Annotated in this window: 20 protein-coding genes; 8 read left to right on the top strand and 12 right to left on the bottom strand. The window is 50.0% G+C overall.

The window, feature by feature from the left end:
- Positions 1-3 precede the first annotated feature (3 nt).
- Genes JWG88_RS07970 through JWG88_RS07940 form a run of 7 tightly spaced genes read right to left on the bottom strand, consistent with a single transcriptional unit; the run spans position 4 to position 7,817 of the window.
- Entirely contained in the window at positions 4-471 is a 468-nt protein-coding gene (locus tag JWG88_RS07970; protein ID WP_205233171.1) for an ATP synthase subunit C-like protein, read from the bottom strand.
- Positions 468-2,375 carry a V-type ATP synthase subunit I gene (locus tag JWG88_RS07965; protein WP_205233170.1) on the bottom strand — a complete coding sequence of 636 codons (1,908 nt, stop codon included), beginning with the start codon at positions 2,373-2,375 and terminating at the stop codon, positions 468-470. Before JWG88_RS07965 ends, JWG88_RS07970 begins: the two co-directional genes overlap by 4 nt.
- A gap of 15 nt (positions 2,376-2,390) precedes the next feature.
- On the bottom strand, positions 2,391-3,011 hold the full coding sequence (locus JWG88_RS07960) for a V-type ATP synthase subunit D (RefSeq protein WP_205233169.1): 621 nt from the start codon (positions 3,009-3,011) through the stop codon (positions 2,391-2,393).
- A gap of 58 nt (positions 3,012-3,069) precedes the next feature.
- Positions 3,070-4,416 carry a V-type ATP synthase subunit B gene (locus tag JWG88_RS07955; protein ID WP_205233168.1) on the bottom strand — a complete coding sequence of 449 codons (1,347 nt, stop codon included), beginning with the start codon at positions 4,414-4,416 and terminating at the stop codon, positions 3,070-3,072.
- A 9-nt stretch (positions 4,417-4,425) separates the two neighbouring features.
- On the bottom strand, positions 4,426-6,444 hold the full coding sequence (locus tag JWG88_RS07950; RefSeq protein WP_205233167.1) for a V-type ATP synthase subunit A: 2,019 nt from the start codon (positions 6,442-6,444) through the stop codon (positions 4,426-4,428).
- Between the two features lie 16 nt (positions 6,445-6,460).
- Positions 6,461-7,201: a DUF2764 family protein gene (locus JWG88_RS07945; RefSeq protein ID WP_205233166.1), complete on the bottom strand. Its 741-nt coding sequence runs from the start codon at positions 7,199-7,201 to the stop codon at positions 6,461-6,463.
- On the bottom strand, positions 7,182-7,817 hold the full coding sequence (locus JWG88_RS07940; protein WP_205233165.1) for a hypothetical protein: 636 nt from the start codon (positions 7,815-7,817) through the stop codon (positions 7,182-7,184). The genes JWG88_RS07945 and JWG88_RS07940 overlap by 20 nt, the downstream gene beginning before the upstream one ends.
- 400 nt (positions 7,818-8,217) lie before the next feature.
- Here JWG88_RS07940 and JWG88_RS07935 point away from each other — a divergent pair, with 400 nt between their 5' ends.
- The 8 genes from JWG88_RS07935 (at position 8,218) to JWG88_RS07900 (ending at position 18,661) form a co-directional block, all read left to right on the top strand.
- Positions 8,218-9,867, top strand: coding sequence for a PAS domain S-box protein (locus JWG88_RS07935; protein WP_205233164.1), 1,650 nt, complete (start codon positions 8,218-8,220; stop codon positions 9,865-9,867).
- 145 nt (positions 9,868-10,012) lie between these two features.
- Positions 10,013-10,570: a TorD/DmsD family molecular chaperone gene (locus tag JWG88_RS07930; protein WP_205233163.1), complete on the top strand. Its 558-nt coding sequence runs from the start codon at positions 10,013-10,015 to the stop codon at positions 10,568-10,570.
- Positions 10,567-12,834 carry a molybdopterin-dependent oxidoreductase gene (locus JWG88_RS07925; RefSeq protein ID WP_205233162.1) on the top strand — a complete coding sequence of 756 codons (2,268 nt, stop codon included), beginning with the start codon at positions 10,567-10,569 and terminating at the stop codon, positions 12,832-12,834. The genes JWG88_RS07930 and JWG88_RS07925 overlap by 4 nt, the downstream gene beginning before the upstream one ends.
- 11 nt (positions 12,835-12,845) lie before the next feature.
- On the top strand, positions 12,846-13,418 hold the full coding sequence (locus tag JWG88_RS07920) for a 4Fe-4S dicluster domain-containing protein (RefSeq protein WP_205233161.1): 573 nt from the start codon (positions 12,846-12,848) through the stop codon (positions 13,416-13,418).
- Positions 13,415-13,828 (top strand): hypothetical protein, encoded by a 414-nt coding sequence (locus JWG88_RS07915; RefSeq protein WP_205233160.1) that lies wholly within the window; start codon positions 13,415-13,417, stop codon positions 13,826-13,828. Before JWG88_RS07920 ends, JWG88_RS07915 begins: the two co-directional genes overlap by 4 nt.
- Before the next feature lie 479 nt (positions 13,829-14,307).
- Positions 14,308-16,620, top strand: a complete 2,313-nt coding sequence (locus JWG88_RS07910) for a PAS domain-containing protein (RefSeq protein ID WP_205233159.1) — start codon at positions 14,308-14,310, stop codon at positions 16,618-16,620.
- Positions 16,613-17,038 carry a response regulator gene (locus JWG88_RS07905; RefSeq protein ID WP_205233158.1) on the top strand — a complete coding sequence of 142 codons (426 nt, stop codon included), beginning with the start codon at positions 16,613-16,615 and terminating at the stop codon, positions 17,036-17,038. The genes JWG88_RS07910 and JWG88_RS07905 overlap by 8 nt, the downstream gene beginning before the upstream one ends.
- Before the next feature lie 339 nt (positions 17,039-17,377).
- Entirely contained in the window at positions 17,378-18,661 is a 1,284-nt protein-coding gene (locus JWG88_RS07900; RefSeq protein WP_205233157.1) for a cation:proton antiporter, read from the top strand.
- A 13-nt stretch (positions 18,662-18,674) separates the two neighbouring features.
- Here the strand turns inward: JWG88_RS07900 and JWG88_RS07895 are convergent, their stop codons facing one another.
- The 5 genes from JWG88_RS07895 to JWG88_RS07880 form a co-directional block, all read right to left on the bottom strand.
- Positions 18,675-19,670 carry a hypothetical protein gene (locus JWG88_RS07895; RefSeq protein WP_205233156.1) on the bottom strand — a complete coding sequence of 332 codons (996 nt, stop codon included), beginning with the start codon at positions 19,668-19,670 and terminating at the stop codon, positions 18,675-18,677.
- 91 nt (positions 19,671-19,761) lie between these two features.
- A complete protein-coding gene (locus JWG88_RS07890; RefSeq protein WP_205233155.1) occupies positions 19,762-20,079 on the bottom strand; it encodes an early set domain-containing protein in 318 nt (105 codons plus the stop codon).
- Between the two features lie 75 nt (positions 20,080-20,154).
- A complete protein-coding gene (locus tag JWG88_RS21625; RefSeq protein WP_240194315.1) occupies positions 20,155-20,442 on the bottom strand; it encodes a hypothetical protein in 288 nt (95 codons plus the stop codon).
- Entirely contained in the window at positions 20,424-21,242 is an 819-nt protein-coding gene (locus tag JWG88_RS21620) for a molybdopterin-dependent oxidoreductase (RefSeq protein WP_337833110.1), read from the bottom strand. Before JWG88_RS21620 ends, JWG88_RS21625 begins: the two co-directional genes overlap by 19 nt.
- 332 nt (positions 21,243-21,574) lie before the next feature.
- Positions 21,575-21,730 carry a DUF3096 domain-containing protein gene (locus tag JWG88_RS07880; protein WP_205233154.1) on the bottom strand — a complete coding sequence of 52 codons (156 nt, stop codon included), beginning with the start codon at positions 21,728-21,730 and terminating at the stop codon, positions 21,575-21,577.
- Positions 21,731-21,783 lie beyond the last annotated feature (53 nt).

Here is a 21,783-nt window from a genome sequence, read left to right as displayed (position 1 = left end):
TTTTTAGGGCAGTACCATAAGCAGAAATACAAACCCGAAGAGGCCTATTGTTTCCACGATGCCCATGGCGATGATCATAAACACCAGTCCTTTGCCCCCTCCCTCGGATAAGGCCCGACAGGCGGCGGCCCCGATCAGCCCTTGCATCCAGGCGCTGAAAAATTCGGCCGATCCCCCTGCAAGCCCGACACCCAGGAGTGTGCCGGCATGAACGTCGGTAACAGGGTTATCTCCCGTAACAAGAGGGGTAAGGCCCACGAGCACGAGAATGAATCCGTAAATGGTCTGGGACAAAGGCATGCCCATCAGGATAATATATGAAAAATTAAGTGCTTTTCCCTCCCTGGCCTCTTTTTCCCAAGCTCCCGCTGCCGCTTGCCCTACTGCTCCGATTCCGACAGCACTGCCAATGGTTGCACCGATCATGACCAATCCGATTGATAGTTGCCCGATAAATTCGATGATTGTCATTGTATATCCTCTCCGAAAGCAGATCGTTGATTGATGGCAAAGGGGCGATAGGGATACCCGTCCCATTGGACACCGGCATGATTTGAAAATTCCAGTATATTCAATCGAATACCATGGGCAAAGATGGCAATGGTTACAAGCGCGATATTGAGTCCATGGCCGAGAATCAATATGGGTACCGCGGCAAACCATGTTGCCGCTTCCGCAATCTGCAATCCCATGGCGTTAAAAGCCGAAGAAATATAATAGCTGGAAAGCCCGACGGCAAAAAGACGGAGATAGCTCATTGTATCGGTGAAGGTGTTTAAAAGGGGAAGTATTGCGGAAAATACTCCCACCAGAAACCGCTTTGCCGGGTTTTTATCCGGCTTTCCGAAACACGCGGCAATGAACATCCCCCCCCCGAGAAACAACCATACAGCCATCGGAGTATGTTCCACCCCGATAAACAGCAGGTACCATGTGACAACCAGCATATCGGCGATGATGATGAGCCATCCGATCTCGGCCAAAGCCCGCTGGTCGGGGAAAAGGGCCACCATTCTCCGAAGCCGCGCCAGGAACAGATGAAGACACCCCACAACGAGAGAAACCTTCATGACTATAAACCTTGCCGCACTCGGGTCCTCTCTCCAGAGGATACCAACCTCGCTCATTATTCCTGCGATCAGGCTGCAGATTCCAGAACTTTGCCAAAAGGCCTTATGATCAACAGGGACATCTGTTCCGGGAAATTGGCCATACTCTCCTGCCTTCCACAAGGTCTCCGGTGTAATCCCAAAATAGTTGGCGGTGAGTATGCCCCACGTCAAGGTTGCCAAACCGAACACCATCATGAGTTGTGTTGCAGACTTGCCCGCGGCATGCACTATCCTGTTGCGGAAAAACAGACCGGCAAGAAAAATCAACAGGCCGTAACCCGCATCACCGATCAGCATCGCCGTAAAAACCGGCATCGCCAGCATAAAAGAAGGAGAAAGGTCGATCTCACGATATCCGGGCAGAATGCCGAGTATGTCGAAGAAACCCTTGATCGGCTTTGTCCAGGAAGGATAGTGAATTAAAGTGGGAGGCATATCGTCCGCTCCCACCGGCATTATGCGGACAGCAGCATATAAATTACTCCCGGCCAGGTGCGATTCGATTGTATCGGCTTTTTCCGCCGGCAACCATCCCTGGAGAGCAAAGATTTTCCCCTGGCTCATTCCGCTTCGTTGCGCCTTGACATACGTGATCTCTCCGGCCAGACGTGTCTGTTCCTTCCGCATGGCCACGGCCAGGGCGGCAAGCTGCGACAGGCGATCATAGCTTTGTTGTAATTCGATTTCGATCTTTTGGGCCTCGGCAAGACACGATGGTCGATCCCTCGACGGAAACGGTAAAGCTTCAGCCTCCTCCGGCATTTTGAGTTGGCCGCGTCGGTCAACAATAGCCACCAGCAATTTTTCCCCGGGCAAGGTGCTTAGAATTTCAACACATTCGGCCCGGATATTATCTGCTTTTTTCCGAGAAAGTGTGTAAAACTCAACCTCGACGCCGTTGTTGAGAAGATCCGCAAGTTGACTCAAACTGACATTGCCCCAGATTTCCAGTTCCCTGATCCTCTGATGTAATTCGAGAAGACGATGTCGATTTTCCGATATGGACCTATGGAGGCCGATGGCCTCTCGTGCGGCAGCAACTGGATTTTGGAAAAATGCGGCGCCGGATGGCTTGAAAGACGACAGGATTTGCACCGCAAGAGAGAGGTCGTTAAACGATTTGATGGTGCTTTCGTCAGCAAGGGTATCTTCCGGATGGACAGGCTCCAGATGCATGATGTTCATTTTGCCCAGCAGATTCAATATCCTGTCTCTGTCGGCTATGCGGGTTGCGATGAAGACTTTGGACATTTTTACGATCATGCGGATCCCCCCAAGTCAGCTTTTTTTCCGTTCCTGGGTTTTTTCTTTGGCAATCTTTGCTCGGGCTACGGCGGCGGTCATTCTATCACTCAGTGCTATTCGAATGCGCCTGATGTTCTCTTTAGATTCCGGGATGATTATTTTTTCAAACACATTGACCCGTTGCACTACTTTTTTTAACTCTGCCCTAAGCGTGGAGAGTCTGGTTTCCAGAATTTCAAGTTGTAAGCCACTCAATTTTTTCTCACGTTGGTCCGATAATGCCTGGTCAACCCAGGAAGCAGTGGCGAACAGGCTGTATTCGGCCTTCGGAAATACGGCGGATATAAATTCCGGCACTTTTATACCAGCGATATTGGTCAGCACGGTCTTTATATCTTCCGGTTCCGACAAGGCGTCTGCATTGACTCCGGAAATGTCTTTAAAAACGGCACTGTATGTGGTAATTTTTGTATCCAGGGCATCGAAAGTTTCTTTGAGGGCCTGATACTCTTTCTCGACCTCAAGGACTGCGGATTGCAGCAGCTGCTCTCTGAGTTGAAGCAAGGGAAGATAGGTTTCGAAACGTTCAAGAGCGCTTCGTTGTTGTCGCAACTCTGCCCGAGTCAGTTTGGTTTTTTTTCTCGGCTTCGGCATCTTGCTCACCCCAACTGATTGTCACCTTGGAACACTTACACGTCTCAGGTTATTGAATTTATTGCAATCCTTGATGATCGGTTACGTGATCCGAAGATGCTGCCGCAGAGATTTCCCTCGGCCAGTGTTTTTGATAAACGGCTTGCCGGATTCCCGTTTCTTCGGGTTCAAAGCATTGTGCAAGAATTTCCCAGCATCTGTCCAAGGCGTCAAAAAGTGGGACGTTGACACTGAGATCCGTAATCTGTTGTTCAAAAATATTACCGTATTTCAGCAGCTTTTGATCCCATGGGGTCATTTCGAAACCCATCTCTTTCTTTTCTCGACTGTCATCACATTGGGCATAGAGTTGAATACAGGCATCCATGATTGCCCGGTGATCGTCACGGGTTTTACCGTTCACCAGCTGTTTAAGGCGTGATAATGAACCGAATGGTTCGATGCGATGATTTCGCAGGTAGATTTGCCCTTCGGTGATATACCCCGTATTATCGGGTATCGGGTGGGTTACATCATCACCGGGCATGGTAACACAGGCAAGCACCGTCATGGAACCGGCATTGTCAAAATCAACGGCCTTCTCATATCGTCTGGCCATCTGCGTATAAAGGTCTCCCGGATATCCCCGGTTGGAAGGAACCTGTTCCATGGTGACGGCGATTTCCTTCAGCGAATCCGCAAAGGCGGTCATATCGGTCAGCAAGGTCAACACTCTTTTCCCCCGGAGAGCAAACTGCTCTCCAACAGCCAGACAAAGGTCCGGAACCATTAAACATTCGACAACAGGATCAGCGGCGGTGTGAATGAACATGATGGTCTTTCCCAGAACGCCGCTTTCTTCAAACAACCGACGTAATTTCAAATAGTCATCATGCCTCAGCCCCATGCCACCAAGAACAATAATGTCCGCATCCGCCTGGAGGCCTACCCGGCCCAGCAATTCGTTATACGGCTCGCCGGCAACCGAAAAAATGGGCAGCTTTTGCGATTCCACCAGGGTATTGAAAACATCGATCATGGGAATACCCGTGTGGATCATTTTATTGGGACGCCGTCTTTTGACCGGGTTTACGGCGGGGGAACCGATTTCCACTTTCACGCTCTCGATCCCCGGCCGTTTGTCGCGAGGTTTGCCTGATCCGTTAAAAACCCGGCCAAACATCGCATCTGTGAACAACACCTGCATGGGGTGCCCCAGAAAATGAACACGGTCACCATTGGAAATGCCTTCAGTCCCGGCAAAAATCTGAAGACTGACCTCGTCATGATCCAGCCGGATCACCTGGGCCAGGGACGGACCAAAAGCCGTGGTGATCACAGCGAGATCTTCATATCCCACACCTTTTGCCTTAACAGTCGCCACGTTTCCGGCAATGCGGGTGATTTTATCAAATATCTTTTTCACGGTATGATCTCATTGCTTCGATGAACGATTATTTTCTTCACCCTCGGTTCTTCCCGAAAGTGTTTGCCTGCTCCTGGGCCTCTCATCGGTTTTCATGGTCTTGGCCATTTCAAAGCGGTGGCTGGACGGCCAGTCAATAGCCTCTTCCCCTTTTCCACTCTGCATCCTGCCGGTGTTTTTGATAAAATCATTTATCTTTTTGAGAATTTTGCCGAATTCGCCCCGATCATATTTACGGCCCTGATGTTGAACAATATGCCTGTTCTTTTCCTGATCCTTTTCCGTTTTGTCAGCCCTACCCCCATTTTCCTTTATGTGACCGGAATGGTCATCTTGTGGCCTGTTTTCAACCGCCTCGACAACATCCGGATCCCATGGCGCGTAGTTCCAGTCCCTGAAAAGATTTCCGATTCTCATCATGATGGTTCTTGCTTCATCTTTTTCCTCGAAAGCGAAATCAAGGTTGATTACTTCAAGTATCTTTTCAAAAACGAACTGCTGCCTCTCGCGGGAAGTTGCCCCGTCAACATCGTCAAAGGCGTTCTGTTGCAGATAGGAGGAGTCGACGAATTCACTTTTGAGTAGGATGGTAAAGTCCTTGACGCTTGTCCCTTCTTCTCCCACGACGGTCATCATTTGTCGAATCTCATCACCCCGCCGGAGCAGGGAGCGAGTCGGTCGAGCTTTTTCCGGTCCAATAATGCCGGGGTATTTACTCCAGCTCTCCAGGGGATCTATGGTCGGATAACGTCGTGCATCACTTCGTTCACGGCTAAGTGCATGAAATGCACCCACCACTTTCAGCGTCGCCTGGGTGACGGGTTCATCGAAGTTGCCCCCTGCCGGGCTGACGGTTCCACCGATGGTCACAGAGGCCTCTTTCCCGTTTCTGAGGCGAATCATGCCGGCACGTTCGTAAAATCCGGCAATCCGGCTTTCCAGGTATGCTGGGAATGCTTCCTCCCCAGGAATTTCCTCCAACCTCCCGGATAGTTCTCTCAGTGCCTGGGCCCAACGGCTTGTGGAATCCGCCAAGAGTAGAACATGTAAACCGGCCTGGCGGTAATATTCAGCCAGCGTGATACCGGTATATACGGAGGCTTCCCTGGCCGCCACCGGCATTGCGGAAGTATTACAGACAATGATAGTCCTTTCCATCAGGCTCCGACCCGTACAGGGATCATTCAGTTCGGGAAATTCACGGATCGTGTCCACAATTTCCCCGGCACGCTCCCCACATGCTGTAAAAACGACAATATCGATTTCCGCATGCCGGGAGGTGATCTGTTGAAGCACGGTTTTGCCGGCGCCGAATGGGCCTGGAATACAATAGGTTCCACCAAGGGAAACAGGATACATGGAATCGATGATGCGTATGCGGGTGACCAGTGGCTCCGAAGGCATCAGGCGTTCCCGGGCAAAACATAAAGGACGTTTGACCGGCCAATCCTGTCGCATTTTGACATCTTGTCGCTTCCCTTCCATGTCGGTCAGTGTGGCGATTTTTTCCTCAATGGTGTGTTCTCCTGCCCCGGCGATCCATTCCACTTCCAGTTCCCCCGCCCAACTGAAAGGCACCATGATGGGGTGTTGGAAAATCCTTTCGGGAACGGTCCCAAGTGAATCACCGGCAAAAACCGTATCGCCGGCTTTTACGCAAGGCTTCCATTCCCATTTCCGCTCGATATCCAACGGATATAATGAGGTGCCGGGTGTGAGAAAATAACCCGTTTTTTCCGCATACCGCGGCAGAGGATTTTGAAGTCCGTCGTATATCTGTCCCAGAAGACCCGGTCCCAAGACCGCGGATACCATTGTTTCCTGAAAATCGACAATATCCCCGACCCGCAGTCCTCTGGTCTCTTCGAAAACCTGAAGATCTGCCATGTTGCCGCGCACCCGAATAATCTCACCCAGGAGTCTGGCTCCATCGGAACGGTTGCAGTAGGCAATGGCATTTTTGACGACCCGTCCGGTGGTCTCGGCAACGACCATGTTTCCGTATACGGAAACAATTTGTCCTTCCACACTTTCTGTTCCCATGTTATCGGTTGTCTTTATGATTATTTCCGGCAATCCGCCGCCATCTGTGGAGAATCATCAGTTTGGCCGTATATGCAGCGAGTTCGTCGCTGCTGAAACTATACCATCGTTCGTGTTCGGTCAGCCGATTCCAGCGCGCTCTGTCCAAGACCTCCATGCCCTGCAAAGGATTCGATGCATCTTTCCACTCGGCCAGAATGGTTTCAAATGTCATGGCTCCATCTTCCAATTCCGGTGCCACCAGATACAGTTGCGGATCGAGTTGCAGGGCTGTGGCCCTCTCCCTGGCCAGGGCATTACGGAGCCCCACCTCGAATTGCACCCAGAACTTCAGAAAATGTGAGTGGTTCATTTTAGCGGTTCTTGACACATGATGAAAATAGCGTTGCCAGACAGGATCAGCCGCGCTCACATTACTCCCGGATTCATTTTCAACTTCCCGCATGGAAACCGGAAGCTCCGGCAGGGGGGGTTCCGATTTGGCCTGTTTGAGAGAAAGAACGACCAAGTCTGTTTGTTCAGGCTCAATTTCACCGGCAATGACCGCATCCCGCTGAAGAAGGTCATGATTTAACAGAAGCGAACGAACGATCTCCAATGGTCCCTGGGATTTTTCCACCACGGCCAATAACTCTTTTTGGGTGACAGGCGGCGGATCATCGATTTTTTTTAGTCCGGGAAGAACACATAAAAGATAAAAATATCGCTTCATTTTTTTCTTTTCATGCTTTTTCACTGTCATCAACAACCCTGTCGATCATTTCCTGAAGAACAGGGCCGACCATTTCCGAAATCAGTTCCGCCACGGATTCGGGGCTCACCTCAACAGTCGCGCCATCGATAGTATATTCGAACCCCGCTTTGGAAAGCGTGGCTTGAAACTTTATCCTCTCGTGTTCCTGGTCGATATTCTGCAAAATGTCCTTGATGAGGCTGTTTTTGAATTCATCATCCATCGTATCTGAAATGTTAATTTCCATGCAGGCCTGTTGTGCCGCATCGGATTTGGCATACGCGATAATAACTTCCTTTATGATCCTGACGAGATAATCCGGATTGGATAGATGTTTGTCGATTTTTCGGGTAAGTGTTGAGGAGAGTATTTGGGTTATGGTCTCACGAAGTTTCAGAATTGAATCACGTACGGCGAATTCCAGCTCGGTTTGCATTCGGGAAAAATAGCTGTCTGCGTCATTTTTGGCTTTGGCGGCAATTCGTTCCGCCTCGGCTTCAGCACTGGCGATTATTTTTCCCGCCTCGTTTCTTGCATCCTCTATAATTTTCTCAGCGGCTTCCTTGCCGGCGTCAACACCTTCGGCCTGCAATTTTTTCACAAATGATTCTATGCTTCCGGGCATTCAGGTTTCCTCGAAGCTTGAAGATATTATCATGAAAAAAGACGCTAAACCTCTGACTGTCAAGTTTTGGCGTGTAATGAACAAGAAGGACTTCTTCTAAAGATCGTAAGCAAAAAAAAATAAAAATCAAACAGGATTGCGTAAATGACCCCCTTTACGGTTCTGCCCTTCCAGTTACCTTGTGCTGCTAGCATTTTGAGCACTATCCTGGAAAGTTTGATATACTAGACGTTGTATCTGAAACGGCGCGGATAGAGCTCTTTTAAGAGTCCATCAATTGATTGTCCAGGCCTGGTTATTGTAGTAGGTAATGGTATGCAGTTTGTTTTCAGAAGGAAAAAGATATGGGCCGCCGCTACGCTGAGGTTTTCCATATTCCGGGACATAGGGAGGACAGGGAGTGGATAATTTTCTACAGCACATACTTGCAGAGATGGAGACATTTCTCGAGAAGTGGACGGACTATATGGAACAGGCCGGATACCTTGAGCATACCACTGCGAAAAAAGAGGACTGTATTCTCAGTCTTCGGGGTCTTATTGAGCCGATGATGAACCTTGAGCACGATTCATCGCTGCTTTTCCCGTCAATCCTGCAGAGCAACAGGCAACTTGCTGATTTTCTTGTGCAGACCGGCAGGAAACATCGGGCCCGCGGACTGAAGCCGGAGATGTTTTTCGGCTGCTTTAAGACATTGCTGCATGCCATAGAGGACATCATACTCCAATCGGATCTGTCCGATGGCGAAAAACTCCCGCGCTACTTCCAGTTTCGCCGGATAGTGGATGCCATGGAAACTATTACCATTGCAGACTGGGAAGCGCCCAGCCACAATGACAAGCTGAACGAGCTGGCCGGAAAAAACCGCAGCCTTACCCTGGAAAAAAACAAGTATGAGAACATCTTTGAATCAACCTCCGATATTGTGCTGGTCATCGATGATGAGGGGAGCATCCTCGAGATGAACGGGGCGGCCAGGCAATATTTTGGTGCAGAAACTCTTGGCCAGACAGTGTTCAGCCATATCGACCATCCAGGTTATAAAATTGAACCATTTCTTGCTAAATATCCATACGGCTGTAACCATGAGATCAGAATGAAATCGGGCAAGGCAATATACAAAATGGTTATCGTGCCCTTGAAAAAAGTCTCTCTCGCCTCTGCCGGACATGTCCTTATCCTCAGCGATATCAGCTCAATCGTCGACCAGAGAAAACAGCTTGAACAGCTGGTATCGGAACGGACCGAAGCACTGAAGAAATCGGAGCAGTTATTCCGCTCATTGTTTACTTCGGCTGGTGAAGGTATTCTGCTGGTGGATATATCCCTCCAGATTGTGCAGGCCAATCAAAAGGCTGCCGATATTTTCGGCATGACCAGTCTGTGGCTTGAGGGTGCAAACTGCGCTAAAATAATTCATCCGGACAGTATCGACAGTCTCCGCCAAGCCGCATCGATAGAAGAAGGAGATGTCTGGAATGGCGAATTCAACGGCATTACCGGCAGCGGCGATACTTTTCCCGCCAGTATCACGGTCAACAAATTTCGGCTTGGGGGCGAGATTCTTCTTCATCTTATTGTGCGCAATATTACTCAGCAGAAAGCAATGGAAAGATATCTTCGCGAGGAGAAGTTAAAGGCTGAAGAGATGAATGTCACTCTCAGGAATGTCATGAAGGCCATCGACCGGGAAAAGGAGGATCTCGAGCTTTCGATAGCCCAGAAAGTGACAACAGGAATCATCCCGTCTCTGCAGAAACTATCGGCTGAAGAAAACAGCGAGATACGCCATGTTTACATGAAAATAGTCCGTGATCAACTGGCTGGATTAAGCAGAGCTTCCGGAGTGATCAGTAACGAAGATATTATTCGTTTAACCAAATCGGAAGTACACGTTTGCCAGATGATTCAGTCCGGAGCCTCCTCGAAGGATATTGCCGATGCCATGACCATTTCCATAGAGACCGTCCAGACGCACCGCAAAAATATTCGGAGAAAACTCGGATTGAGCGGAAAAGATGTGAATCTCTTTGCCTACCTGAACAAATAACGAAAAGACTCACCCCCTCCATCGAATTTTCATCGCCTAGCAATGGGTATGCACATATACCCATTAAATGCCCTTTTCCTCCCATTTACTTCCATTGCATACCCGTGTAACCTCTGTGCAAATCAAAAGGGAAAGGGTGTTAAGTATGAATAGAGTCAATCTCCTCGAAGCCTTCAGAGACTTTTTTTATTACGGCCGCAAAGAGCGGCTGCAACAGGCGTATATCAATATTGTCGCTGCCTGCAAAACAGACAGTGACGCAGAGGTTATCGATTGGGACCAGGAAGAGTTTATCTTTAACCGGCTCTTTATCGGACCGATGACTCCGACGGCTCCGGCCGTAGCTTCTATTTATCTTGACCCGGAAGGGCTGATTCAGGGGCCGGTGACTGCTCAGGTTCGCAGTTTCTATGATTCCATCGGACTAGGTCTTGAAGAGGTCGGCAGGGAACCCGAGGACAGTCTCGCCTATGAGCTTGATGCATGCAGACATCTGTTGCTTCTTGGAGTGAATATTCCCGATGCCCTGGAATTGTACCACAATTTTTTACATGAGCATATCGCCTTATGGGTGCCTGATTTTACAGCCAGGGCAATGAAACACTGTAGTGAATCTGTGGCTGTGAGGAAGGTATTGATACTGCTGTCGGAATGGGTAGAAAATGAAATTTGCGTAACTGCGCAGCAAAAGGAGATGGGATGAAAAAGGAATTCGATAAAACAGAAGAAGCAAGCACATGCCCGTTCAACAGACGTGGCTTTCTCAAAGGAATAGCGGCAGCCGGAGTACTCGCGTCAATACCTGCAGGGATTCTACGGGCACAGGCCTGGGAGCGAATACAGTATGAAGGGGAGTATGATATTTTCCGCAATGCCTGCCCAAGGAACTGTTATGATACATGCAGCATAAAGTCATATGTTCGTAATAACGTCTTGGAATTTATCGAGGGAGCCCAGGAATCCACATTTACAGACGGCGCTCTCTGCGTAAAGGGCTATGCCTATCCACGCAGGGTTTACAGCCCTGACAGAATAAAATACCCGATGAGGCAGATCGGCAGGGGTACCGGCAACTGGAAGAGAATCAGCTGGGACGAAGCAATGACCGAAATCGGTGAAAAAATCCTGGAAATGAAAAAAAAGGATGGCTCTCTGCTTGGGATGGCTCTGGATAAATATTCCGGCAATTTCGGTATAACTCACTACGGGGTTGAGGGGATGATGAGTTCTCTCGGCTATACCAGTCGCTTTGTCGGCACGCCATGCTGGCCTGCCGGTATCGATGCCCAGAATTTTGATATGGGCAATATGTGGTGCAACGATCCCGAGGATCTGGTCAAAGCCAAATTCATTATCATCTGGGGCGGCAATCCGGCATGGAATTCGGTTCATACCATGAAATTCATTTATGAGGCACAGGAGAGAGGAGCAAAACTTGTAGTCATTGATCCACTTCTTACCCAGACTGCAGCAAAGGCTGATTTGTATGTGCGGGTAAAGACCTCTCAGGATGGCGTTCTTGCCCTTGGAATGGCACGTCACATCGTTGACAAGGGGCTTTACAATAAAGAGTTTGTCGAGAGCTACAGCAAAGGCTTTGATGATTTTGTAGAGTATCTCAAGACCAGTGTTACCGTGGAATGGGCTGCCGAACAGAGCGGAGTTCCGGCAGAGGCAATCCGCCAAATCGCCGAAGATTACGCCAAAGCGGATCCGGCTACAATCTGGGTAGGATATGGACTGCAGAGGCATGTAAATGGTGGTGTCAATGTGCGGGCCATCGATGCTCTTGCGGCAATGACGGGTAACGTCGGTAAAGAAGGCGGCGGCGTCAGGTACGGCCACCTCCAGACCTGGGGATTCAATTACAACGCGATGGTGCAGAAGCAGCCCGAAGGTTCCGTCGGCTATCTTGGCAAAGATAAGATTGTCAGCGAGTTTACCGCCGAACAGGAAGGCGGAGCAGAGTATGCCGACAGGACCATCAATATCAATAAGCTGGCTGAATCAATCTTAACCACCAATGATCCGCCCATCAGGATGTTGTGGGTTGCCTGCAAAAATCCATTTGCTCAGGATTTCGACAGACCGAAACTGCAAAAGGCCTTTGGTACCCTGGAAAAGGTAATTGTGGTCGATCAGTTTTTCAATGAAACGGTGCAGAATGCCGACATCGTGCTGCCTACAACAACACTTTTTGAGGAGTACACGGTCAATGCATCGTATTGGCACTACTGGCTGAGTATCAACGAAAAGGCGATTCCGGAGCAGTATGAGGCAAGAAGTGACCTGCAGATAGCTGCCATGCTTTCCAAAAAGATGAATGAACTTGAAGCCGGGTCATGTACTTTCCCGCAGATTATGGATACCAAGGTGTGGATGGAGAAAGAGTTTAATGACGGCATCTATAAGCTTTTCGGGATCAGGAAATGGCAGGATCTGCGAAGCGGACCACAAAAAGCAAAGCTCACCTCCAGCGCCGCCTGGCATGAGAAAAAATTTGCAACGCCTTCCGGCAAATATGAGTTCAGCTCGGATCTTGCCGCCGAATATGGTCATACCAGATTACCGGAGCACAAGAGCAGGAGAAAGGCGTACGATGCCTTCAGGGTACTTACCCCGCATACTCAGTTCGGTCTGCACTCGCAGTTTGTAAATATCGATTATATGGAGGATTTCAATAAAGAACCGTTTGTCTATATGCATCCTGCAGCGGCAAGGGCCCGGAAGATCAGCGATGGTGACATGGTGAAGGTATTCAACAAAGTCGGCAGCGTGACCGTGAAGGCCAAACTCACCAACACCGTCGCCGAGGATGTCCTGCTGATGTACGAAGCATGGTTTAAGAAAGCAAACTTCAATGTTCAGAATCTGGTGGATGACGAATCTTCCGATATGGGTACTTTCAAGACCGGTGCTCCGGGCGTGGCCATTCATGATCAGTTCGCAGACATAGCTAAGGCATAGGGAGAATTACAATGAGAAAACAGCTGGCCTTTATGGTCGATTCCAAAAAATGTGTGGGGTGCTATTCATGTGCAATGGCATGCAAGAATCAGTATCACCAGGAACCCGGAGTGGTGTGGCGTGATCTCACCCCCCTTTCAGTTGAACATTATCCTCATCGTGAGAGAGCATTTTTCTCGCTGGCATGTAATCATTGTGCCCAGCCGGTATGTGCAGAGGTATGCCCGGTACAGGCACACATCAAGAGGGAAAAAGACGGAATTGTCGTACACACCGCCGAAAAATGTATCTATTGTCACGCCTGTATCGAAGCATGTCCCTATGGAGCGGCGAAGGACAACAAGGTTCTCGAGAGAGCGGAAAAGTGCAGTATGTGTGTTGAAAGGGTTGATGCCGGCCTCAGGCCTGCCTGTGTACTGGGATGTCCCACCAAAGCCCTGACCCTGGTCGATCTGGCAAAACTGAACATCGCCAAGGCGGAGCAGTATCCACAGGGATTTGGCAAACACACCGAGCTCAACCCTTCCACCAGGTTCATCCGGCCAAGCCAGCCGGCACTGGTCCTGGCCAAAAAAGACTCATGACAGGCATGCCCGGTATGAGATATTACCGGGCACGCACAGCGTTAAAACTGCTTATCGCCAAGACACTCATCCAGCTCTTTGCGGTTAGTTTTATGCTGATGACGGCCCTACCGGTGATGGCTGTGATGCAGACCTATACCGTCCCGAAAAATCAATGGCTCGTCATCCCGGTACCCTTGCCTGAAGCGAAAATCGGGGGAGGTGATTTTTATAACCTGCAGCTCGGGATTGCCGCGGATCACAACGGGGTGGAATATATGGTGGCGTCAGGCGGGGTGCGGTTCCGGTCAGAAAGCATGGGGAGATACCAGCTTGAGCTGCGCATCAACCATATCAGCAAATCGAGCTGCGCCGGCGTCGAAGTCACTCAATACCAAAATTATCTGGTGGAGGTAAATGTGATGGACTGAGACGGCAGTTAAACGATTGTCAATGATTTTGCTCCTTGAAAAAGCGGGCAGAAAAAGCGAGACAGACCGCGCTTTTCCCATTGATTTTTTTCACCTATACCTGTACACCATCATAATTAAGCCGTTAAAATCATGAGCTTTAGGCCTCTGTTTCTTCAATTTGCGCCGTTCTTCGGCAAAAACTTCCTTAGTTGACACATGCACCCCTTGAGGTTAATTATGAGAGAGAGACTATAACTCCAGACTTGGCTCCGAGGCTTTTCAGAGCTTCGGATACTTCGCCTGATCTTTGTATAATCCTTCAGAAGAACTACTACTATGAGTAGTTGAACATTCATCAAGCTCCCGGTAAACTGTAAAACCACTTCCACCCATATTTTCTACACTTACTTAAAATTTTAAAGAATCGGTAGCCGGCTTTTTTTTCCAGGGGTCTATCCCAACGGCACTTCGGGTGGTCGCGGATTAAAGGACATGAAATGGAAATTTCGGCATATCAGGATCTGCTCGGTTCAATCAAAGCTCTAGCGGAAATTATTCGGGAACCACTGGTCATACTCAATGCAGAGCTGCAGGTACTTTATGTAAATGATACTTTTTCCCGAAAATTCCAGACGGCCGAATCCGATACGAATGCGCGCTCGTTCTATGAGCTTGGAAACGGTCAGTGGAATATTGCCGGACTCAGAAAAGCGCTTAATACCATTCTCACGGATGAAGCGATGTTCAAAGACCTGAGAATCGATCAGACTTTCCCTGATATCGGCCGTAGAATAATACTGTTGAATGGCCGGCGTATTGACCTGGAAGCCGGCGGTAAACCCATTATCCTTCTGACACTGGAAGACAGAACCGATACATCGGAAGCTGGAAAAGCCGAGAGGGAACGCTATGGAGAGCACCGCAAATTGGTTGAAACCTTCAAAGCCATCTCCACGGATGTCATTTATCGCCGAAATTTGAATACGGATAAATATGACTTTATCAGTCAGGCAGTCGAAAAACTCACCGGGATCTCCTCAGACACATTCACATCCTTCTCTCTCGAAGATTTTCTCACACGAATCCATCCCGATGATGTTGAACGGATCCGTGAAGATCTTGTCGAGATCAAGGAGAAGCGAAACTTCTCAGGAGTCCTTGAGTTTCGCTTTCTGGCAGAAAACGGCGAATATATCCTGCTAGGCGACAACTTTACGGTTATTCAGAATAAAGAACTGAATCTGAACTACTGGGTAGGTGTCCTCCGCGAAATAAGTGGCTATAAAAGCTTGGAAAACCAAGTCAGAATGAGTGAAGAACGGCTTCGTCTTGCAGTGGAAGCGGCTGATCTCGGCACCTGGGATCTGGACCTCATTACCGGGACCATGATACGTTCATTGCGCCACGACGAGATCTGGGGCTATTCGGAACTCCAATCTGAATGGGGAATCAAAATAGCGAGGCGGCACGTGCTGCCCGAAGATCGTTCAATGATCAAGGACGCATTCGCCAAAGCTATAAAAACAGGAAAACTGTCTTTTGAAGCGCGAGTGCGCTGGCCGGATGGCAGTATCCACTGGATTGCCCCACAGGGAATTGTGCATTTCGACAAACAGGGGAAACCTATACGGGTAATAGGTGTAGTGGCGGATATCACCAAGCGCAAACAGACAGAAAGTGCCTTGGAACAGGCCAGGGATCGTTTGCAGCAGCAAGTGCGTCTCTTCGATGGAATTGCTTCCACCACACCCGACTTTGTCTATGTTTTTGATCTCCTGGGTAGATTTATCTACGCGAACCGAAGGCTGCTTGAGGTATGGGGTATGAGGCAGCCGGATATAATCGGTAAGACACCACGAGAGCTCGGATATGAGCAGTGGCATCACGATATGCACATGCGTGAGATTGCCGAGGTTATTGAAACCAAGCGTCCCATCAAGGGCGAAGTGCCTTTCAGGGCCCCGCTTACAGGCATTTTCGGCGTTTATGAATATATTTTCACACCCGTCATCGGACCAGACGGCGAGGTAGAGAGTATCGCGGGAACGACGCGAGATGTCACCGAGAGAAAGCATGAGGAAGAGGAACAGGAAAAGCTGATCGAAAAACTGGAATTATCGAACAAAGAACTCCAAGGCTTCACCTATTCCGTCTCTCACGATCTAAGAGCGCCTATCAGGCACATGAACATTTTTGCCGAGCTACTAAAAAAGGAGGCGTGGCCTGTTCTCGATGAACAGAGCCGCTCCTTTCTCACTACCATTCTCAAGGCATCCGGCACGATGTCCACACTGGCGGATGAGCTTTTGCAATTTTCCCGGATGGGGCGCATCGAGCTGAACCAAACTCTGGTGAATCTCAATGCTGTCATCCATGACGTCATATTGAGTCATGCTGCCGACATAAAAGACAGGAATGTTCAGTGGCGGATAGCCGATCTGCCGCAGGTATGGGGAGACGCAGCAATGATTCAGCTCGTATTCTTGAACCTGATAGGTAATGCCCTGAAATTTACGAGGAGCCGTCCCATTGCCGTTTTAGAAATCGGGTTTATGGTTGAGGAGACTGAGTATGTCATGTATATAAAGGATAATGGAATCGGCTTTGACATGCAATACTACGATAAACTCTTTGGAATCTTCCAACGGTTGCATGGTGTCGAGGATATTGAGGGGTCAGGAATCGGACTCGCCAATGTTGCGCGTATTGTCAAGCGTCATGGTGGAAGGGTATGGGCAGAAGGAAAATTGAATGAAGGCGCAGTCTTTTATCTGGCTTTTCCGAAGGAGAAAATGGAATTAAATGGATAGCCTGAAGCGTATACTAATTGCGGAAGACGAAGCGAATGATATAATCCTGATGAAAATCGCCCTGGAAGAATTATCTCTCGAGGATGAATGCGAGGTGGTGCAGGACGGGCAAAAGGCTCTCGATTTTCTTTATCGCCGTGGCGACTATACCGAGAGAACCGCGGGAAATCCGGAGCTGATGCTTCTTGATCTGAAGCTGCCGAAGGTGAGTGGTCTGGAGGTACTGCAGGAGATAAGATCTGACAGGCGGTTTGACATGCTTGCAGTGGTTATTTTTTCATCTTCTCTTGATGAGAATGACAAAACAGAAGCGCTTTCCTCGGGAGCAAGCGATTTTATGATAAAGCCAATGGGCTTCGATGATTTTCAGAAGGTAATAAAGAAAGCGACCTCACTTTACCTTTCCTCCCGTATCTGAAGACAGGTCTAAAAAGACCTGCTGGTTTCCGCTTAACACTCTGATTTTTTTTTGCACAGTTGCGAAACGCCAAAAAAGAGAAGGCCGCCGGGAGATCCAAAATATTCATTGATCTGAACCCGACCGCGAGCCGTGATGACAAATCTCCCCCAAGACAATCAATCAGGATAATCTCGTAATCCAAGGAGCCAATGCGAAAACCGGACATCCAAGCAGAGATTCAATCACATCTGAGCTCAATTCAAAAATTTTGTCACACACAAGCCGCTTACCCGCTTACCAATAAGCAGCAATCTGGAGGACTGCACAACCCGGGGCCTATACAGGCGCTGAGCAGCAATGAATAGTACGGGATGGTTTTTACTGGTAGGCGGTCTGATGCTTGCCATGGGCCTGACGATGCCTGTTATCAAGCGCTTACCGGTCACCTCGGCCATAGTTTATCTGGCGGTGGGACTGCTGGTGGGTCCGACAGGTTTCGGCCTCTTCCACTTCAACCCTCTCAAGCAGTCAGCCCTGCTCGAAATATTAACCGAGGTGGTAGTGCTGATCTCCCTGTTTTCAGCCGGGGTAAAGATGCCGGTGCCGCTCACTTTCACGCGCTGGCGGAGGCCGGTTTTTCTGGCCTTTTTTTCCATGGCTGTCACGGTCGCACTGGTTGCCGGCTTTAGCTATTACCTCCTGGGATTATCGCTGGGCGCGGCAGTGCTGCTCGGAGCTATCATAGCGCCAACCGATCCGGTGCTGGCGACCGAGGTGCAGATACGTCATGCAGGTGACCACGATCGTCTGCGGTTTATCCTGACCAGCGAGGCGGGAATGAACGACGGCAGCGCCTTTCCCTTTGTCATGCTGGGTTTAGGTCTGCTCGGGCTGCATGATTTAGGTGATTTCGGGCAACGCTGGATAGTGGTTGACGTGCTATGGGCGACTGCTGCGGGTGTCGCTATCGGCGTCATTGCCGGTTGGGCGCTTGCCCATTTAGCGACACGCCTGCGCGGCAATCGGCAGGATCCGGATTTACTGAATGACTTTTTGGGTTTGGGATTAATTGGGGCGGTGTACGGTCTAAGCCTGTGGCTCAACGCCTGGGGCTTTCTCGCCGTATTCTTTGCCGCCGTAGCTTTGCGCCACACCGAGCTTAAACTTGCCGGAGCCGTCTCGGGAACTCGGCAGCAGCCTCAGGCCACCGCGCCACCAGAAGGTTCCCCACAACATCATGTCAGTGTAGCCTCTCTGGTTTTCAAAGAGCATCTTGAGAGGTTGTCTGAACTCGTTCTGATCCTGCTCATCGGCGGCATGCTCTTCGTCGATTCGTGGAGTTGGCGTGCATTTGGCCTTGCGCTCTTCATATTTACCGTTGCACGCCCCTTAAGCGTAATGATTGGTCTGATCGGCACCCGCACAACCTGGCGTATTCGCGGTTTAGTCGGCTGGTTCGGAGTACGCGGTATCGGTTCGTTCTATTATCTGATGTATGCCATCCAGCACGGATTGCAGGAAGAACTGGCTATAGAATTGATCCATCTGACACTGGTTGTGGTGACGCTTTCCATACTGGTCCACGGGATCAGTGTTAAGCCGACCATGCATAAATACTGGCGACGCCCCTCAGGTCTATGAAAAGTGAACAGTATCAGTGTTTGCCATCGCCGCCCTGACCGCCTGCACCGCCACCACTATCGCCGTTGCCACCATGACCGCCACTGTCGCCGCTGCCACCATGACCGCCACTGTCGCCGCCGCCGCCACTTCCTCCACTACCGTCGCTGCCGCCGCTGCCACCGCTGCCACCGCTGCCGCCACCGGAACTTCCACCACCCTGCCCCCCTGTAGATTCATGGCCATGACCTGATTCACTACCGACATCACCATGGAAGCCTTCTCCGACGTTACCGCCGCCCTCGAAAGTGCCGAGTTTATCGGCCGAAACTCCCATGCCGATTGCAGCCCTGAATGTTTGTGCGGTCTCCTCCAGATTATCCTTTTGCCTGTTACGAAAAGAATAGCGGAGAGTATGCATGTTAGATTCATCATACCCCCGGGCAAGAGCCTCTCCTATCACAGAGGCGGTGGTAGTCGACGCTACACCCTGCCGCACCATCTCTCTTGCCGTAAGCAAAGCCTCTTGGCCGATACCGAATTGCTTTGTTTTTTCCTCATGCTGCTGTCTGCTCTGGATCGCTGAAGCTATCCGGGCGGCATCCTCCCTGGTAAGACCTGCGGCCAGACAGTCGGCATAGGCCTGGGTTAGCCGCATGCGGTTCTGCTGATTCATGCCGGCAGTCAATTCATAGGCATGGGCGTATCGCTCCTCAACCATCGTTGCCGCCTGCAGAATCCTTTCCGTCGAGACCCTCTTGGCAATACCCTCCAGCACTTTATCCCTTACCGGTTCCGCTGCCATTCCCGGAAAATCACCCGCGGATAATTGACGGGCCAGCCTTTCCGCCTGCTTTTCGGTAAATCCCGCCTGCTGCATTGAGTGGACCAATGAGTGCGCCTCTTCAACAGATAATCCGGACCGGGCTATCTGATGCTCAAGAATTTCCATCTGACTGTCGATCGTTTGCCCGCCGGCTAGCGTCGCTGTCATCATCAGCAAAAACAAGATCAACATAATCTTTTCCATAATACCGCCTCCTTGAAAAACACCACCTGTACCCTTTGCAGTCAGGCCGAATACTGCCAATCCATATCCCCTGTCAATCCCTACCTGATCTTCAGGGCTGATGGATACAGTTCATCAGTCCAAAATCATCTTTTTCCATAAATCTGCATTCCGGTACATAAGACCTGCCGTCAACTATATAAAAATAGCGAAACTCCCTATCATCCAGATCACGCACCAGCCAGGCTCCGTCGCTCCCTTTCCTCGCCTTGTGCACCGTGAATCCGTCGAGTGAAGAAACAAAAAGAACCTCCCGGGCACCGCCAAGGTCAAGGGCGAGAGTCACGCCTTCATCATCCTTGCGGACCGTATGGGTCGCGGTACAACCCGCCAACCATATCAACAGCAGGATATTAAGAAACCGGCTCATTTTCGCCTCCCACCACAATCAACTGTTACAACGGAAAAAACTCACGTTCATTCTCGATGCGGGAGAGTTGTTAGGTTATTGGCAGGAATGGAACTCTGAGCCCAGCCTGGGCTGTTCTGATTTTATGCCATTTCCACCCTGCATGGTACAAAGTGCCAGGATAAATGTCATTTTCGATCGTATGGCCGGCTCTTTTGCTGCCCATTCCATGAGCTTTGCGCCGAAATGAAGACGATTGCCACGGGCAGCCTGGAGCACATCTTCAGGAATTTCCGGAATAATTCCGGGCTTATCGGCGATATCGGTGAAGATTTGCGATGCTTCACGGCAATTCTCCAGCGGTTCTACAAGAGGTTGCCGCATCTGGAAATAGACCTGGGGATACGTCCAGGAGAAAAATGTCCCATCCCAGGATTCATATGCATTCCGGCAGGACAAAATGTAATGGCATATCTCGCGGTTTCGCTCATGACAATGTCACAAACGACAAGCAGGTCAAGTTTTTTGAAAGCCTCTTCGTAGGCAGTAGTGTCCGGATATGAACGTAGCGGATTACAGCCATTGACATAGAGAGTTCTGAGGCGCTCCGGGTGCTGATGTTCTATCTCTTCAGGCACCACCGCCGGCGGAAAGGATCCACCCGCCGCAGGGGGCATGTTTGTTGCGACAGTCCGCCAGGTTTTGGGATTCCGTTCATCGGCGTGGAAACCCAGAGGCATGACCATGCCGGGAATGAGATTACCCCCGCGCACCCCGAATATTCCACATATGGCACCGAGAATATTCAAAAGATACGAATTGAGAGTGCTGTGGCGACCCATATAGATCCCCAGATCCGGATGCATGCACCAGCGTTTGGTGGTCATTAAGCGGCAGAGTTCCACAACCTGATCGTAATCAAGTTTACAAACGAAAATTGCCGCTTCGATATCCATTCCCGAAAACCATGGCCGGATCTTGGCAAATCCCTCAACATGATTTTCCAGGTAACTTGTGTGCTCCCAGCCACGTTTTAAGATGATGGCGATCATTGCCTTGATCAGCAAGGCGTCGGTCCCCGGATGCAGGGGCAGGTGGATGTCGGCAATGCTTGCTGTTTCGCTCTTTCTTGGATCGATTACTACCAGAAGTTTATCAGGATTCTTCGCTATCCCGGTGAGCACCAGCGGAGCTCACGGCATCTGATGGCTCTGCATTCCATTCCAGCCCCAGCCGACCAGCATCTCGGTTTCATCCAAATGGCCAGACTCTTAATTTAAAAAATTTTCGCCGGGAGGAGAGTATATGCCGATAAGACCAGAAGGCCAGGATAACTGCTCGGGCTTTTGATTGGTGAGGAGTTCCGAAACATACTTTAATCGGGGACGATTTTACTCAAGAGCCCCGCCTCCATTTTCCTGGAAGCGAGTCCCCTGGCCAGAAGGGATTCCAGCAGCCACGAGCCGGCCTGGTCCCGGGTGTGGCGTGAAGTTGTCCCGTTTCCTTGAACAGGCTGCTACCGCATATGAAAACCGGCGCCGCCGAACAGTCCGATCAGGCCTATAACAATCAGATATCCTGCAACGATGTAGTTGAGCAGGCGGGGGACAACCAAAATGAGAATACCAGCGATAAGCGATACCAAAGGGGTAAGTGAAATATTCATATCCATCTCCTTAATTGGGTTAACTCTTATTGAGAAATTTACAGAATCCAGTAATTCGT

The organism is Desulfopila inferna, from assembly GCF_016919005.1.
GTDB classification, from domain to species: domain Bacteria; phylum Desulfobacterota; class Desulfobulbia; order Desulfobulbales; family Desulfocapsaceae; genus Desulfopila_A; species Desulfopila_A inferna.
This window is presented reverse-complemented; position numbering and strand designations above follow the sequence as displayed.

Excerpts from the sequence above, each read along its gene's own strand:
- JWG88_RS07970 (WP_205233171.1), bottom strand. The coding sequence starts at position 471 with ATGACAATCATCGAATTTATCGGGCAACTATCAATCGGATTGGTCATG.
- JWG88_RS07965 (WP_205233170.1), bottom strand. The coding sequence starts at position 2,375 with ATGATCGTAAAAATGTCCAAAGTCTTCATCGCAACCCGCATAGCCGAC.
- JWG88_RS07960 (WP_205233169.1), bottom strand. The coding sequence starts at position 3,011 with ATGCCGAAGCCGAGAAAAAAAACCAAACTGACTCGGGCAGAGTTGCGA.
- JWG88_RS07945 (WP_205233166.1), bottom strand. The coding sequence starts at position 7,201 with ATGACAGTGAAAAAGCATGAAAAGAAAAAAATGAAGCGATATTTTTAT.
- JWG88_RS07940 (WP_205233165.1), bottom strand. The coding sequence starts at position 7,817 with ATGCCCGGAAGCATAGAATCATTTGTGAAAAAATTGCAGGCCGAAGGT.
- JWG88_RS07930 (WP_205233163.1), top strand. The coding sequence starts at position 10,013 with ATGAATAGAGTCAATCTCCTCGAAGCCTTCAGAGACTTTTTTTATTAC.
- JWG88_RS07925 (WP_205233162.1), top strand. The coding sequence starts at position 10,567 with ATGAAAAAGGAATTCGATAAAACAGAAGAAGCAAGCACATGCCCGTTC.
- JWG88_RS07920 (WP_205233161.1), top strand. The coding sequence starts at position 12,846 with ATGAGAAAACAGCTGGCCTTTATGGTCGATTCCAAAAAATGTGTGGGG.
- JWG88_RS07915 (WP_205233160.1), top strand. The coding sequence starts at position 13,415 with ATGACAGGCATGCCCGGTATGAGATATTACCGGGCACGCACAGCGTTA.
- JWG88_RS07910 (WP_205233159.1), top strand. The coding sequence starts at position 14,308 with ATGGAAATTTCGGCATATCAGGATCTGCTCGGTTCAATCAAAGCTCTA.
- JWG88_RS07905 (WP_205233158.1), top strand. The coding sequence starts at position 16,613 with ATGGATAGCCTGAAGCGTATACTAATTGCGGAAGACGAAGCGAATGAT.
- JWG88_RS07900 (WP_205233157.1), top strand. The coding sequence starts at position 17,378 with ATGAATAGTACGGGATGGTTTTTACTGGTAGGCGGTCTGATGCTTGCC.
- JWG88_RS07895 (WP_205233156.1), bottom strand. The coding sequence starts at position 19,670 with ATGGAAAAGATTATGTTGATCTTGTTTTTGCTGATGATGACAGCGACG.
- JWG88_RS07890 (WP_205233155.1), bottom strand. The coding sequence starts at position 20,079 with ATGAGCCGGTTTCTTAATATCCTGCTGTTGATATGGTTGGCGGGTTGT.
- JWG88_RS21625 (WP_240194315.1), bottom strand. The coding sequence starts at position 20,442 with ATGCGGCAACCTCTTGTAGAACCGCTGGAGAATTGCCGTGAAGCATCG.
- JWG88_RS07880 (WP_205233154.1), bottom strand. The coding sequence starts at position 21,730 with ATGGATATGAATATTTCACTTACCCCTTTGGTATCGCTTATCGCTGGT.